This is a genomic window from Streptomyces bugieae (assembly GCF_036352915.1).
In the GTDB taxonomy this organism is placed as follows: Bacteria; Actinomycetota; Actinomycetes; order Streptomycetales; family Streptomycetaceae; genus Streptomyces; species Streptomyces endophytica.
On the sequence record NZ_JAZBJP010000042.1, the window covers coordinates 1 to 14,020 of the forward strand.

12 protein-coding genes are annotated in these 14,020 nt (G+C 73.4%); 8 read left to right on the forward strand and 4 right to left on the reverse strand.

The window, feature by feature from the left end; translation table 11 throughout:
- Positions 1 to 220: 220 nt before the first annotated feature.
- On the reverse strand, positions 221 to 1,180 hold the full coding sequence (locus tag V2J85_RS35675; RefSeq protein WP_261951077.1) for a MurR/RpiR family transcriptional regulator: 960 nt from the start codon (positions 1,178 to 1,180) through the stop codon (positions 221 to 223).
- Between the two features lie 465 nt (positions 1,181 to 1,645).
- Positions 1,646 to 3,130, reverse strand: coding sequence for an aromatic amino acid ammonia-lyase (locus tag V2J85_RS35680; protein ID WP_261957098.1), 1,485 nt, complete (start codon positions 3,128 to 3,130; stop codon positions 1,646 to 1,648).
- Positions 3,131 to 3,337: 207 nt separating this feature from the next.
- On the opposite strand from V2J85_RS35680, the gene V2J85_RS35685 reads away from it, so the two are divergent.
- From V2J85_RS35685 to V2J85_RS35700, 4 genes are read left to right on the forward strand one after another with little or no spacing between them, the layout of a single operon-like run.
- Complete coding sequence (locus tag V2J85_RS35685; protein WP_330823854.1) at positions 3,338 to 4,585, forward strand: ABC transporter ATP-binding protein; 1,248 nt, start codon at positions 3,338 to 3,340, stop codon at positions 4,583 to 4,585.
- Entirely contained in the window at positions 4,582 to 5,253 is a 672-nt protein-coding gene (locus tag V2J85_RS35690; protein WP_330823855.1) for an ABC transporter permease, read from the forward strand. The genes V2J85_RS35685 and V2J85_RS35690 overlap by 4 nt, the downstream gene beginning before the upstream one ends.
- A gap of 7 nt (positions 5,254 to 5,260) precedes the next feature.
- Positions 5,261 to 5,932, forward strand: coding sequence for an ABC transporter permease (locus V2J85_RS35695; protein ID WP_261951074.1), 672 nt, complete (start codon positions 5,261 to 5,263; stop codon positions 5,930 to 5,932).
- 50 nt (positions 5,933 to 5,982) lie between these two features.
- Positions 5,983 to 6,909: an ABC transporter substrate-binding protein gene (locus tag V2J85_RS35700; RefSeq protein WP_330823856.1), complete on the forward strand. Its 927-nt coding sequence runs from the start codon at positions 5,983 to 5,985 to the stop codon at positions 6,907 to 6,909.
- Between the two features lie 447 nt (positions 6,910 to 7,356).
- Here V2J85_RS35700 and V2J85_RS35705 read toward each other — a convergent pair whose 3' ends face one another.
- Entirely contained in the window at positions 7,357 to 8,394 is a 1,038-nt protein-coding gene (locus tag V2J85_RS35705; RefSeq protein WP_261951072.1) for a LacI family DNA-binding transcriptional regulator, read from the reverse strand.
- Between the two features lie 207 nt (positions 8,395 to 8,601).
- Between V2J85_RS35705 and V2J85_RS35710 the strand changes: the two genes are divergently transcribed.
- The 4 genes from V2J85_RS35710 (at position 8,602) to V2J85_RS35725 (ending at position 12,160) form a co-directional block, all read left to right on the forward strand.
- Positions 8,602 to 9,573: an amidohydrolase gene (locus V2J85_RS35710; RefSeq protein WP_261951071.1), complete on the forward strand. Its 972-nt coding sequence runs from the start codon at positions 8,602 to 8,604 to the stop codon at positions 9,571 to 9,573.
- The gene (locus V2J85_RS35715) at positions 9,570 to 10,142 is read left to right on the forward strand and encodes a cysteine dioxygenase (RefSeq protein WP_330823857.1); all 573 of its coding nucleotides are present in this window, start codon (positions 9,570 to 9,572) and stop codon (positions 10,140 to 10,142) included. The genes V2J85_RS35710 and V2J85_RS35715 overlap by 4 nt, the downstream gene beginning before the upstream one ends.
- 139 nt (positions 10,143 to 10,281) lie before the next feature.
- Positions 10,282 to 11,703, forward strand: coding sequence for a purine-cytosine permease family protein (locus V2J85_RS35720; RefSeq protein WP_261951069.1), 1,422 nt, complete (start codon positions 10,282 to 10,284; stop codon positions 11,701 to 11,703).
- 40 nt (positions 11,704 to 11,743) lie between these two features.
- A complete protein-coding gene (locus tag V2J85_RS35725; RefSeq protein ID WP_261951068.1) occupies positions 11,744 to 12,160 on the forward strand; it encodes a hypothetical protein in 417 nt (138 codons plus the stop codon).
- A 322-nt stretch (positions 12,161 to 12,482) separates the two neighbouring features.
- Here V2J85_RS35725 and V2J85_RS35730 read toward each other — a convergent pair whose 3' ends face one another.
- The gene (locus V2J85_RS35730; RefSeq protein WP_261951067.1) at positions 12,483 to 13,871 is read right to left on the reverse strand and encodes a cystathionine beta-synthase; all 1,389 of its coding nucleotides are present in this window, start codon (positions 13,869 to 13,871) and stop codon (positions 12,483 to 12,485) included.
- Between the last annotated feature and the right edge of the window lie 149 nt (positions 13,872 to 14,020).

Consider the following 14,020-nt stretch of genomic DNA (forward strand, 5'->3'; position numbering starts at 1 on the left):
TCACGGGAGGGGACGGGCCGGAGGGGCCGGTTGTGTGGACGTAAAGCGTCAGCAGTCCACACAACCGGCCCCGGAGGCCCGTCACCGCACCCAACAACCACCTGGCCCGCCGCAGGCGCAACGGCGAACAACACCCGCGGCGGGACAGCCAAGTACGTGGGCGGCGCCGCAAAGCGCAACGGCGAGAAACCACCACGGCGGGACAGCCAAAAACGTGGGGTTATTCCACAAAGAGCCCCCGCGCAGCGGCCCGCGCATCGAATTCTTCGAGGCGTGCCTGCGCGTCCGGTAGCGCGTCGCACATCGCCTCCAGCAGGACGCGGCCCAGGAGCATGGGGGCGCAGGCGGTGTCGAAGGCCAGGCCGGTGCCGACCGCGGCGGGCAGCAGCAGGTCGGTGTGGCGGGCGACCGGCGCGAAGGCGCTGTCGGCGACGGTGACCACGGTCAGCCCGGCGTCCCGGGCGTAGGCGAGGGCCTCGACGACCTCGCGGGGATGCCGGGGCAGCGCGAAGCACAGCAGGGTGGTGGCGCCGGCCCGCACCGCGGCGTCGATCCGGTCGGGGAGCAGCGTGCCGCCCTCGTCCAGCAGCCGGACGTCCGGGTGGACCTTGCGGGCGAAGTACGTGAACCCGGCGGCCTGGGCGGTGGCGGCGCGCAGGCCGAGGACGGGCAGCGGCCGGGAGGCGGCGAAGAGGCGGCCGGCCTCGATCACCGGCGACGGGTCGGCCAGCGCGGCGGCCAGGTGCCGGAGGTTGTCGATCTCCGCCTGGACGGCCTGCTGGTACTCGTTGGCGGTGCCGTCGTCGCCGGCCTTCTCCGCGGGCGCGACCTCGCGCAGGTGGCGGCGGAGTGCCGGGTAGCCGTCGAAGCCGAGCGCCACCGCGAAGCGGGTGACGGACGGCTGGCTGACGCCGGCCAGTTCGGCCAGTTCGACGCTGGAGAGGAAGGGCGCGTCGGCGGCCCGGCGCACCATGCAGTGCGCGATCCGGCGCTGGGTGGGCGTCAGCCGGTGGCCCTCGAAGAGCTTCTGGAGGCGGGCGGCGGTGCCGGTGTCCACGTCCGTGACCCGGCCGGCCGTCGCGTCCCGCGCCTCCTCGGCCCGGGCCTCCGCGGCCCGCTCCCCCGGCGCACCGCCGGCCGCGCCGCCGGTGCCGCGGCCGTTGTCCCCGTCCCCGCTCATCGCCTCTTCTTCCCGGCCCGGTGCGGGCCTTTTCCTGTGTCGACCGACTGTACGGAATTCCTGGCTCGGAACGGCGCGCGGTACGCCTGACGATCCGGCCGTACGGGATCGTTCCGGCCACCGCCCGCCGGTACGCGGGCCGCCGCGCGCCGGGGCAGGCCCACCACCCGTCCGGCCACGCGCCCGGCCCATGGCACACCGGCCACCCGTCCGGCCACGCACCCGCCCCGTGGCACACCGGCCACCCGTCCGGCCACGCACCCGCCCCGTGGCACACCGGCCACCCGTCCGGCCACGCACCCGCCCCGTGGCACACCGGCCACCCGTCCGGCCTCACGCCCGTGCCGGGCGCCGGTCCGGTACCCGGTCGGGCGCGCGCCCGCGCGGTGGTGCGCCGGCCCGCCGAACCGCCGGCCCGTCCCGTCCGCGTTCCTGCCTGCGCTTCTGCCTGCGTTCATGCCGCGCTCACACCTCCGCCAGTTCGTCCAGCAGCCCCGCCGCCACCGCCACGTCGTCCGTCAGCGGCCGGTCCTCCATGCGCGGGTCGAGCGCCTCGGCGGCCCGGGCGTAGGCGGTGGCGAGCGGCAGACCGGGCTCGGGTTCCAGCGAGCGCATCCGCAACGCCCTTACGGCGGCGACGAGTTCGCAGGCGAGGACCTGACGGTAGTACGTGGCGGCGCGCAGCGTCTGGCGGGCCCCGAGGGAGGCGAAGCTGGCCTGTTCCTCGACGCCGCGGGAGAGCACCGCGTGGCCGAGGGAGGCCGGGTGGGAGACCGCCCGCATCTCGCCGAGCGCCGCGCCGGCCGCGTATTCGAGGATCATCACGCCCGAGCTGGCCGGCGCGGCGTCGCCGAGGAAGGGCCGCAGCCGGGTGAAGTCGGGCTCGGAGAGCGCGGCGAGCCGGGCGGTGGACAGCCGGGCGGTCTGCAGGACGGCCAGCCGGAAGGCGTCCAGGGCGAGGACGACGTGGGCGGCGTAGAAGTTGCCGTGGTGGTAGGCGGCCTGGTCCTCGATGCTGATCAGCGGGTTCTCGCCGGCGGCGTTGAGCTCGACGGTCAGCACGGATTCCAGGGTGTCGGCGGTGTCCAGCGCCGGGCCGTGGATCTGGGGGAGGCAGCGGAAGCCGTACGGGTCCTGGATGCGGCCCAGCGGCGGGCTGGGCCGCGCCGGCACGCCGGAGAGGGTGCGCAGCTGGGCGGCGGCGGCCGCGGAGCCGGGGTGCGGGCGGGCGAGCATGACCGGTTCGGCGAACGGTTCGTAGGAGCCGCCGACCGCGAGCAGGGAGAGCGCGGCGATGGGCAGTGAGGCGGCCAGCAGCCGGCGCAGTTCGTCCAGGGCGAGTGCGGACTGGCCGAGGGTGAGGGCGTTGCTGCTGATCAGGGCGAGCGCGTCGTTGTTGTCGAGGGCGACGGGGGCGGGGGCGCGGCCGCCGGGGGTGCCGTGCCAGGGGTGTTCGCCGGCCAGTGCCAGGCCGGTCTGGGCGAGCGCGGCCAGGTCGCCGGTGCCGACCGCGCCGTGTTCGTTGACGACCGGGTGGGCGCCGGCGTCCAGGGCGGCGATCAGGGCCGTGATGACCGCGGGGTTGAGGCCGGCGCCGCCGGCGAGCAGCTGGTTGGCGCGGACCGCGAGCATCGCCCGGACCTCGCGGCCGGGCAGCGGGTCGCCGATCGCACCGGCGTGGCTGCGCAGCAGCCGGAGCCCGTGGGCGGCGTCGGCGGCCTCGACGTCCTCGGTGCGGTTGGCGCCGACGCCGGTGCTGCGGCCGTAGACGCGTCCGGTGGCGGCGAGCCGGCGGGCGGTGTCCCAGGATTCCGCGGCGCGGGCGAGGGCCTTGGGATCGGGGGCCGCGGGGCGGGCGGCGCGGTCCGCGAGGGCGGCGACGTCGGCGGGGCGCAGCGCGGTGCCGTCGAGGGTGATGCGCCTGCCGGACCGGCGGGCATTGTCCAGCATGTGGGAAATCAAGGGGCTCAACTCCCTCTTATAACGCGCTTTGTGGACCGAATTCCGACACCTGGTTCCGTACGGTGGCCGAGCGGAGAGCGGGAAGAACTCTCGGGTAACCCACGTTGTAACACGGGGTTTACTCCCACCTATTGACTTCTATTCACGTGCCTAAGACTCTGCATGACACTATGCAGGCCGGGCAAGGGGCAGCGGATGATCAAATTCGACGCAGTCAGCAAGCGGTACCCGAACGGCACCACCGCAGTGGACGATCTCTCCCTCGACCTCCCCGAGGGCGGCGTCACCGTCCTCGTCGGATCGTCCGGATGCGGCAAGACGACGACCCTGCGGATGGTCAACCGCATGGTCGAGCCGACCTCCGGCACCATCAGCGTCGGCGGCCGCGACGTCCTGGAGGCGGACGCCGCCGAGCTGCGGCGCGGCATCGGCTACGTCATCCAGCAGTCCGGCCTCTTCCCACACCGTACGGTCCTCGACAACATCGCGACCGTCCCGCTGCTGCTCGGCTGGGGCCGCCGCAAGGCCCGGGCCCGCGCCGCGGAGCTGCTGGAGCTGGTCGGCCTGCCCGCGGACACCGGCAAGCGCTATCCGCACCAGCTCTCCGGCGGTCAGCAGCAGCGCGTCGGGGTGGCCCGGGCGCTCGCCGCCGACCCCCCGGTGCTGCTGATGGACGAGCCGTTCGGCGCGGTCGACCCGGTCGTCCGCACCCAGCTCCAGAACGAGCTGCTGCGGCTCCAGGAGGAGCTCCGCAAGACCGTCGTCTTCGTCACCCACGACATCGACGAGGCGGTCCGCCTGGGCGACCGGATCGCGGTGTTCCGCACCGGCGGCCGGCTCGTCCAATGCGCCGAGCCCGCCGAACTGCTGGCCCGTCCCGCCGATGACTTCGTCGCCGACTTCCTCGGCGCCGAGCGCGGTCTGAAGCTGCTCTCGCTCACCACCCTCGCCGACGTGCCGCACGCGCCCGGCCGGGCGATACGCGCCGACGAACCGGTCGGCGCGATAGGCCGCGACGGCGGGCGCTGGCGCCTGGTGACCTCGCCGCGCGGTGAACCGCTGGGCTGGCTGGACACCGACGCGCTGCCGGCCGGCGGTACGGCCGGCGAGGCGGAGCTGGCCGGGGTCCGGCCGCTGCGGGACACCGATTCGCTGCTCTCGGCGCTCAACGAAGCGGTCTCCTCGCCGGCCGGGGCGGTCGCCCGGGTCACCGCCGACGGCGTCCTGACCGGTGTCACCTCCCGCGACGCCATCCACGACCGGGCCGGCCGCAGCCACGCCGACGCCGCCCGCGCGGCCGCTCCGGCGACTCCGACGGCACCGGCGACTCGGACGGCAGCTACGCAGACCGCGGCCGAGACACCCCACGAGCCCGCCGCCGAGGGCCCCACCCCCGACGACCTCGCGCCCGAGGCCCCGGCCGCCGCGGAGCGCCCCGCATGACCGTCGAATGGGGCTGGTTCCCCGATCACGCCGGTGAACTGACCCGCCTCACCGCGGACCACCTCGCCACCGCCGTCCCCGCCGTCCTGTTCGGCCTGCTGATCGCGCTGCCGCTGGCGGTCCTCGCGCACCGCGTCCGCCCGCTGCGCGGCTTCGTCCTCGGCGCGTCCAACATCCTCTACACCATCCCCTCGCTCGCCTTCTTCGTCCTGCTGCTGCCGGTCACCGGGCTGACCCGCACCACCGCGATCACCGGCCTGACCGCGTACACCCTGGTCGTCCTGGTGCGGAACACCGTCGAGGGCCTGGACGCGGTCCCGGAACGCGTACGCGAGGCCTCGAAGGCGATGGGGACCCGGCCGCTGCGCACCCTGCTCACCGTCGAGCTGCCGCTCGCCCTCCCGGTGATCATGGCGGGCGTACGGGTCGCGACGGTGATGTCCATCTCCCTGGTCAGCGTGGCGAGTTACATCGGGTACGGCGGGCTCGGCCAGCTCTTCACCGACGGCTTCCAGCGCAACTTCCCCACCCCGGTCGTCGCCGGCGTGGTCCTGACCCTGCTGCTCGCGCTGGCCGCCGACGCCCTGCTGGTGACCGTCCAGCGGCTGTGCACCCCCTGGCGGCGCGGCGCGCCCCGGTCCGCCCCCAAGCTGTGGAAGCGAGCGTGACGGCCCGATGCTCGAACTGCTGAAGAACCTGGCGGCCTGGCTGACCGGCCCGGCCCAGTGGGCGGGCCCCGACGGCATCGCCACCCGCGTCCTGGAGCACCTGGAGTACTCGGTGCTCGCCACCCTCGCCGCGGCCGTGATCGCCCTGCCCGTCGGCCTGCTCATCGGGCACACCGGCCGCGGCGCCTTCCTCGCCGTCAACCTCTCCTCCTTCGGCCGGGCGCTGCCCACCGTCGGCCTGGTCACCCTGGTCTTCCTCGCCGGCGGGCTCAGCGTGTGGCCGGTGTACGTCTCGCTGGTCGCGCTCGCCGTGCCCGTGATCATCACCAATACGTACGCCGGGATGGCCGCCGTCGACCCGGAGGTCAAGGACGCCGCCAAGGGCGTCGGGCTGCGCGGCCGCCAGATCCTCTGGCAGGTCGAGGTGCCGCTGGCGCTGCCGCTGATCATGACCGGCATCCGCCTGGCGACCGTCCAGGTCGTGGCCACCGCCACCATCGCCGCCTACGTCAGCTTCGGCGGGCTGGGCCGCTACGTCTTCGACGGCCTGGCCCAGCGCGATCTGGTGCAGGTGCTCGGCGGTGCGGTGCTGGTCGCCGTGCTCGCCGTCGTCGCCGATCTGGCCCTGGGCGGGCTGACCCGGCTGCTGTTCCGCGGCCGCCCGGCCACCGCCCGCTGAACCGCCACGCCCCGCGCCCCGTACGCCCGCCCCTCCCGAGGAGCCCCGCCATGAACCGCCGCACCGCCCTGACCACCCTGCTCGCCGGCGCCTCGGCACCGCTGCTGGCCGCCTGTTCCTCCGGCATCACCTCCCTCAAGGGGAGTGGCGCCGGCGGCGACAGCGGCAACAGCAGCGGTGGACTGGTCATCGGCACCGCCAACTTCACCGAGAACCAGATCCTCGGCTACCTCTACGCGGGCGTGCTGTCCGCGGCGGGCGTCAAGGCCACCGTCCGGCCCAACCTCGGCTCCCGCGAGATCGTGGTCCCGGCGCTGCGCTCCGGCGACATCGACCTGCTCCCCGAATACCAGGGCAGCCTGCTGCTCTACCTCGACAAGAAGGCCACCGAGACCGAGGCCGGAGCCATGCAGAACGCGCTGGCCACGGTGGTGCCCGACGGCCTGGAGGTGCTCCCGTACGCGGCCGCCGAAGACCGCGACAGCTTCGCCGTGACCCGCGAGACCGCCGAGCGCTACGGCCTGAAGTCGCTCGACGACCTGCGCCGGACCAACGGCAAGCTGGTGTTCGGCGCGGCCGCCGAGATGAAGAAGCGGGTGGTCGGGCTGGTCGGCCTCAAGGACAAGTACGGCGTGGAATTCAAGGAGTTCAAGGCGCTGGACTCGTCCGGCCCGCTGGTCAAGGGCGCCCTGAAGAAGGGCGACGTCGACGTCGCCAACGTCTTCACCACCGACGTCGACATCAAGGAGAACGGCTGGGTGCTGCTGGCCGACCCCCGGCACCTGGTCCCCGCCCAGCACATCGTCCCGCTGATCGCCGCCCGCAAGGCCGACACGAAGGTGCGCCGCGCGCTGGCGACCCTCGGCAACGCCTTGACCACCGCCGACCTCACGGAACTCAACCGCAAGGTCGACAAGGACAAGAAGGACCCGGACCGGGTGGCGGCGGCGTGGCTCTCCGAGCGGAAGCTTGGCTGACTTCCCACGTACTTGTCTGCGGCGCCGCGGGTCGTCTCGCCGTTGCGCGCTTTGCGGCGCCTCCCACGTACCTGGCCGTCCCGCCGCGGGTGTTGTTCGCCGTTGCGCCTGCGGCGGGCCAGGTGGGTTGTCGGGTGCGGTGACGGGCCTCCGGGGCCGGTTGTGTGGACTGCTGACGCTTTACGTCCACACAACCGGCCCCTCCGGCCCGTCCCCTCCCGTGAGAGGGAAAGTCAAAGCCGGTGGGGGTGCAGGTAATGCCCACGAGCGTGCGGGCAACGGATGACGCCCGCCCCCAACCAGCTTCGAAACTCCCACTCACGGGAGGGGCTGGACCGGAGGACGAAGTCTGGAGGGCCGGCACCGCACCCGACACACAAACGCCCGCCGCCAGGCGCAACGGCGAGACGAACCGCGGCGGGAAAGCCAGGTACGTGGGAGGGCCGCCTAGCGCGGAGCGACGGCTGAACCCCGTTCGGACAGCCGCGGCGCACACAGAATGCGCTTGCGGCGGACGCGGCGGCCCTCTATCGCCGCGACCGCCAGGCGGGCGGCCTCCTTGGCGATCTCGCCGAGGCCCCAGTCGACGGTGGTCAGCGGTGGGGTGAGGACGCGGGAGACCGGGTGGTCGTCGAAGCCGACGACGGACAGGTCCCGGCCGACGGTCAGTCCGGCCTCGGCGGCGGCCGCGTAGACGCCGTAGGCGATGGAGTCGGAGAAGCAGAAGACCGCGGCGGGCGGCGGGAGCGCGCCGGCCGGGCGGCGGCCGTCGGGGGTGTTGGTGAGTACCCGCCGGGCCACCGCGGTCGCCTCGCCCAGTTCCTGGGGGCAGGGCAGGACCTGGGCGTCGATGCCGAGGCGGTCGGCGGCCTCGCGGACGTAGACGTCGGCGGGGCGGTCGGGGGTGGAGGGGCCGGTGGGGGTGAGGACGGTGATCTGGCGGTGGCCCAGGCCGCGGAGGTAGTCCAGGACCGCGTCGATGCCGGCGCGGTTGTCGAAGAGCACCTCGCCGGCCGTGCGGGCCCGGCTCAGCGCGTCGCCGATGGAGACCACCGGCACCCCCTCGGCGATCGCCGCCCAGCCCTCGGCCGAGGGGTCGACCGGGGAGACCAGCAGACCGTCCACCCGCTGGTCGCGCAGCTGCTTGGCGAGGACCAGTTCCCGCTCGGGGTCGCCGCCGGCGTCGAGGATCAGCGCGTAGCGGTCGCCGGCCAGCAGTTCGCGCCCTATGGCGGCCATCAGTTGCTGCTGCCAGAGGTCCTGGAGGTCGCCGGCGAGCACGCCGACGGTGCTCGTGCGGCCGCTGGCGAGGGCGCGGGCGATCGGGTCGGCCTCGTAGCCGAGTTCGGCGGCGGCCTTGCGCACCCGCTCCTCGGTCTCCTTGGAGACATGCTTGCCGCGCAGTGCGTAGGAGACGGCTGCGGTGGAGAGTCCGGTGGCCTCGGCCACCTCGCGGAGGGTGGTGCGTTTGTTGGGCCTGGCCATGTCCGGAAGCCTACCGAAGGCGGGAGGGACGGCCGGGCCCCATCGTCCGGACGGGGTCGGCGCCGGGAGCGGTGGGGACGGCACTGCTCCGGTGGCGAGGCCGGGAGCGCTCCGGGGCGCGGGCCTTGACACCCTCAGTGGTTAAGCGTTTCACTTAAGCGCATCAGTTAATCGGTTAAGTGAAACGGTTGAGGAGGCTCCCGCACCGTGTCCACCGATGTCCATCAGCATCTCTGGCCGCCCGCGTTCGTGGCGCTGCTGCGGGCCCGCGATGTGCCGCCGCGGCTGGACGGCTGGACGCTGGAGCTGCCCGGTGAGCCGCCGTACGCCGTCGATCCGGCCGACCACGACGTCGCGGCCCGGGTCCGGCTCGCCCGTGCGGACGGGCTGGACCGGGCGCTGGTCTCGCTCTCCAGTCCGCTCGGCATCGAGTACCTGCCGCCCGAGGAGGCCGCGCCGCTGCTCACCGCGTTCCACGACGGCGCGCTGGAGCTGCCCGCCCCCTTCGGCGTCTGGGCCTCGGTCTGTCTCGCCGCTCCCGAACCGGACACCGGGGCGCTCCACCGCGAGCTGCGGCGCGGCTGCGTGGGCCTGCAACTGCCCGCCACCGCCCTGCTGGACGCCGCCGGCTGGGCCCGCTGCGCGCCCCTGCTGGACGTCCTCGCCGGGCTGGACAAGCCGCTGTTCGTGCACCCGGGCGCGGCCCCGCCCGCCGAGGGCACCGCACCCGCCTGGTGGCCCGCGCTGGTCCCGTACGTCCAGCAGATGCACGCCTCCTGGTTCGCGTTCCGGGCCTTCGGCCGGCCGCGCCACCCGGACCTGCGGGTCTGCTTCGCGGCGCTGGCGGGCCTGGCGCCGCTGCACGGGGAGCGGCTGGTGGCCCGGGGCGGCGGCGGGGAGCGGGGCCGGGTGGACCCCGACGCGTTCTACGAGACGTCCTCGTACGGGACCCGGGCGGTGGACGCCCTGGTACGGGCCGTCGGCATCGACGTCGTCGTCAGCGGCAGCGACCGCCCCTATGCCCGACCCGTCGCCCGCCATCACTCTCCACCGGAAGCGCTGCGTGCCGCACCCCTTGATCCGCTGATCCCCGACCTCGGTGCCGAGGCCGCCGTGCACGCCCTGCGCACCGTCAATCCGGCCCGTCTGCTGGGCCCGTCGAAAGGAGTCCGACCATGACGCACGCCGCCTCCCGGGCCGAGGCCGCCGCTGGGGCCGGTCCGGCCGTGGACGCCGGGCAGCCGTTCGCCGCGCTGCCCGAGCGCAATCTCGGCAAGCGTGAACTGCGGTCACTGGTCGACGAGTTGGCGGATCGTCCGGACCTGTGGCGCGGACAGGTCGCGTTCTCCGACACCGAACGGCACTACGCGTCGCTGTACCGCGACGAGTTCGTCGACGTCTGGCTGCTGTGCTGGACCCGGCAGAACGACACCGGCTGGCACGACCACGACCTCTCCTCCGGTGCCGTCCGGGTCGTGCAGGGGGTGCTGACCGAGTCCAATCCGCGGATCGGCGGGGAGCACCTGGCCACCGCCGTCGGCGCCGGCTCGTCGTTCTGCTTCGGCCCGGACCACATCCACCGGCTCACCGGGGCGACCGATGACGCGGTGTCGGTGCACGCCTATTCGCCGCCGCTGTGGCGCCTGGGCCAGTACGACATCACCGAGGACGGCCTGATGCGCCGGGTCTCGGTGTCGTACGCGGACGAGCTGCGGCCGATGGGCGATCCGACGTCGCCGGCCGCGTGAGCCGTCGGCCGGCCCACCCGCCGTTCCCACCGGCTCCGTTACCGCGAATTCCCCGCTTTCCGGCTCCCACCTATTGACCTTCCATTCACCGACACGGATCCTGCATGAATCCATACAGGCGACGACCCGGGGCGGATGCATGGCAGGCGTGGTGGAACGGCGCTCGATCGACGTGGTCCCCGATGACGAACGGCACGGCAGCCCGGTCAGCCAGTTCACGCTCTGGCTGGGCGCGAACCTCCAGATCACCGCCGTGGTCACCGGCGCGCTGGCGGTCGTCTTCGGGGCGAACGCCTTCTGGGGGGTGATCGGGCTGCTGCTCGGCAACCTCCTCGGCGGGGCGGTGATGGCGCTGCACTCCGCCCAGGGCCCGCGGCTCGGCCTGCCGCAGATGATCACCTCGCGGGCACAGTTCGGGGTGCGCGGGGCGGTGGTCCCGCTGGCGCTGGTCATCGTGATGTACATCGGGTTCTTCGCCAGCGGCAGCGTGCTGGCGGGGCAGGCGGTGGGCGAGCTGACGCACCTGGGCGAGACGCCGGGGATCGTGCTGTTCGCGGCGGTCACCGCGGTCGCCGCGGCCGTCGGATACCGCCTCGTCCACGCCCTGGGGCGGATCGCCGGCCTGGTGTGCGCCGTGGCCTTCGTCTATCTGGGCGTCCGCCTCCTGCAGCGCGCCGACCTCGGCACACTGCTGCACGACCACCGCTTCGGGCTGCCGGTCTTCCTGCTCGCCGTCTCGCTCTCGGCCTCCTGGCAGCTGGCGTTCGGCCCGTACGTCGCCGACTACTCGCGCTATCTGCCCCGGCACACCTCGGCCCGCGCCACGTTCTGGTGGACGCTGTCCGGCTCGGTGCTCGGCGCGCAGTGGTCGATGACCTTCGGTGCGCTGGCCGCCGCCGCGGCGCCGGACGCGTTCGTCGGGCACGAGGTGGGTTACGTCGTCGGCCTCGGCGGCGCCGGACTGATCGCCTCCTTCCTGTACTTCGTCATCGCGCTCGGCAAGCTGACCATCAACGTCCTCAACACCTACGGCGGCTTCATGTCGCTGGTCACCAGCGTCAGCGGGTTCCGCGGCCAGCGCGCGCTGTCGCCGCGCGGCCGGGCCGGGTACATCGCCGGGATCATGGTGGCCGGGACGGCGGTCGCCCTGCTGGGCAAGGACTCGTTCCTGACGTCCTTCAAGGACTTCCTGCTGTTCCTGCTGACCTTCTTCACGCCCTGGTCGGCGATCAACCTCACCGACTACTACCTGATCTCCAAGGAGCGCTACGACATCGCCGCGCTCAGCGACCCGGCCGGCCGCTACGGCGCCTGGAACGCCCGGGCGCTGACCGTCTACGCCCTCGGCGTGCTCGCCCAACTCCCCTTCCTGTCCACGCACTTCTACACCGGCCCCCTGGTGGCTCCGCTCGGCGGCGCGGATGTCTCCTGGCTCGTCGGCCTCGCCGTACCGGCCGTCCTGTACGGGCTCGCCGCCCGCCGCGGCGCCGCACCCCTGCCGGCTCCCGCCGCGGCCCCGGACGAACAGGGGCAGCAGAGCCCGGCCGGATCGGGGGGTTAGCCCTACCGCGCCGCGTCCCGGCGGTCCGTACGCTCGCACCATGGCGACACACGACCCCGACCTGCGCAAGGAACTCGACGCGACGCTCCAGACCCGCAAGGAGCTGGGGCCCGAGTACGAGGCGGAGCTGGTGGATTCCTTCCTGGAGAAGCTGGACCACACCGTCGACCGCAGGGTCCGGCGGCAGCTCGCCGAGCAGCAGGTCCAGGTGGCGCGCGGCGGCCGCCCGCCGCGACCGGAGGGCGGCGGGCGCCGTTTCTGGGAGCGGTTCGGGGTCGCCGCCCTCTCCCTGGTGCTGGCCGTCCCGCTGACCGCGATCGGCGTGGTCAACGCCGGGATCCCGGGGCTGCTGGTGTGCTGGGCCGGCATCGTCGGCGTCAACGCCGTGCACAGCGTCGGGGTGCGGAACCTGCTGCTCGGTGGGCGCGGCGAGCGGCATGACGGGGAGTGGGACTGAGCCCGGGAAGGGAAGTTGTGGCGGGGACCGCCGCACCCCGGCCGAGCCGGGGGCGGGACGACGGCGGTCCCCGCCAGGGACGCGTTCCGGGTCAGGGCCGGTCATCGCGTCCGGGTGGCGATCTGGGAGGTCCGGGAGCCGCTCCGGAGGTCCGTATCGCCGTGCACATCAATGTGCCGGACGAGTGTTAAGCCCGTGCTGCCAGCACATGACGCATACGTACACCTTGCGCCGACGGACCGTTTCCTGACGGCCACTTGACGCCGTGGCGGGCACGGCGTGACGCGGCGGCCGCCACCGGGGACGGCCGCCGCGGCCGGTGCTACTTGCCGGCCTCGCGGGCCAGGAAGGCCAGCAGGTCCTGCCGGCTCACCACGCCCTTCGGCTTGCCCTCCACGAGGACGATCGCCGCGTCGGCGCTCTCCAGGACGGCCATCAGGTCGGAGACCGACTCGCCGGAGCCGACCTGCGGCAGCGGCCGGCACATGTGCTTCTCCAGCGGGTCGGTCAGCGACGCCCGCTGGGTGAACAGCGCGTCCAGCAGCTCCCGTTCGACGACGGAGCCGACGACCTCGGCGGCCATCACGTCCGGGTGGCCGGCGCCCGGCTTGACGATCGGCATCTGCGAGACGCCGTACTCGCGCAGCACGTCGATCGCCTCGCCGACGGTCTCCTCCGGGTGCATGTGGACCAGCGAGGGCAGCGCGCCCTCCTTGTGCTCCAGCACGTCGACGACGCGGGCGGCGGTGCCGCCCTCCTCCAGGAAGCCGTAGTCGGCCATCCACTCGTCGTTGAAGATCTTGGAGAGGTAGCCGCGGCCGCTGTCCGGCAGCAGGACGACGACCACGTCGTCCGGTCCGAGCCGGGAGGCGACCTCCAGCGCGGCCACCACGGCCATGCCGCAGGAGCCGCCGACCAGCAGGCCCTCCTCCTTGGCCAGCCGCCGGGTCATCTGGAAGGCGTCCTTGTCCGACACCGCCACGATCTCGTCGGCGACCGTGCGGTCGTAGGCGGTCGGCCAGAAGTCCTCGCCGACACCCTCGATCAGGTACGGGCGCCCGGAGCCGCCGCTGTAGACCGAGCCCTCCGGGTCGGCGCCGATGACCTTGACCCGGCCCTCGCTGGCGTCCTTCAGGTAGCGGCCGGTGCCGCTGATCGTGCCGCCGGTGCCGACGCCCGCCACGAAGTGCGTGATCCGCCCGTCCGTCTGGGCCCACAGCTCCGGACCGGTGGTCTCGTAGTGGGAGCGCGGGTTGTTCGGGTTGCTGTACTGGTCGGGCTTCCAGGCGCCCGGCGTCTCGCGCACCAGCCGGTCCGAGACGTTGTAGTACGAGTCCGGGTGCTCGGGGTCCACCGCGGTCGGGCAGACCACGACCTCGGCGCCGTACGCCCGCAGCACGTTGATCTTGTCCGTGGACACCTTGTCCGGGCAGACGAAGATGCACTTGTAGCCCTTTTGCTGGGCCACGATCGCCAGGCCCACCCCGGTGTTCCCGGAGGTCGGCTCGACGATCGTGCCGCCCGGCTTCAGCTCACCCGACTGCTCGGCGGCCTCGATCATCCGCACGGCGATCCGGTCCTTCACCGAACCGCCGGGATTGAAGTACTCGACCTTCGCCAGGACGGTGGCCTGGATGCCCTTGGTCACGTTGTTGAGCCGCACGAGCGGGGTGTTGCCGACGAGCTCAATCATCGAATCGTAAAACTGCACGGTGGTCTCCGCGGTCGGGGGCACGCTCTCCTGCGCCCGTGCCGCCAGCCTATTGCCCGGGTGGCGCGGAGGACGGAGGAGTTGCGTTCCGTGCGGGAACGGGCAACACCCTGTTGTAGGAGTTCTTGCCGATTCAAGAGCGCGTCGGC

Coding starts and splice junctions, on each gene's coding strand:
- V2J85_RS35675 (WP_261951077.1), bottom strand. CDS start 1,180: ATGAGCGGGGACGGGGACAACGGCCGCGGCACCGGCGGCGCGGCCGGC.
- V2J85_RS35680 (WP_261957098.1), bottom strand. CDS start 3,130: ATGCTGGACAATGCCCGCCGGTCCGGCAGGCGCATCACCCTCGACGGC.
- V2J85_RS35685 (WP_330823854.1), top strand. CDS start 3,338: ATGATCAAATTCGACGCAGTCAGCAAGCGGTACCCGAACGGCACCACC.
- V2J85_RS35690 (WP_330823855.1), top strand. CDS start 4,582: ATGACCGTCGAATGGGGCTGGTTCCCCGATCACGCCGGTGAACTGACC.
- V2J85_RS35695 (WP_261951074.1), top strand. CDS start 5,261: ATGCTCGAACTGCTGAAGAACCTGGCGGCCTGGCTGACCGGCCCGGCC.
- V2J85_RS35700 (WP_330823856.1), top strand. CDS start 5,983: ATGAACCGCCGCACCGCCCTGACCACCCTGCTCGCCGGCGCCTCGGCA.
- V2J85_RS35705 (WP_261951072.1), bottom strand. CDS start 8,394: ATGGCCAGGCCCAACAAACGCACCACCCTCCGCGAGGTGGCCGAGGCC.
- V2J85_RS35715 (WP_330823857.1), top strand. CDS start 9,570: ATGACGCACGCCGCCTCCCGGGCCGAGGCCGCCGCTGGGGCCGGTCCG.
- V2J85_RS35720 (WP_261951069.1), top strand. CDS start 10,282: ATGGCAGGCGTGGTGGAACGGCGCTCGATCGACGTGGTCCCCGATGAC.
- V2J85_RS35725 (WP_261951068.1), top strand. CDS start 11,744: ATGGCGACACACGACCCCGACCTGCGCAAGGAACTCGACGCGACGCTC.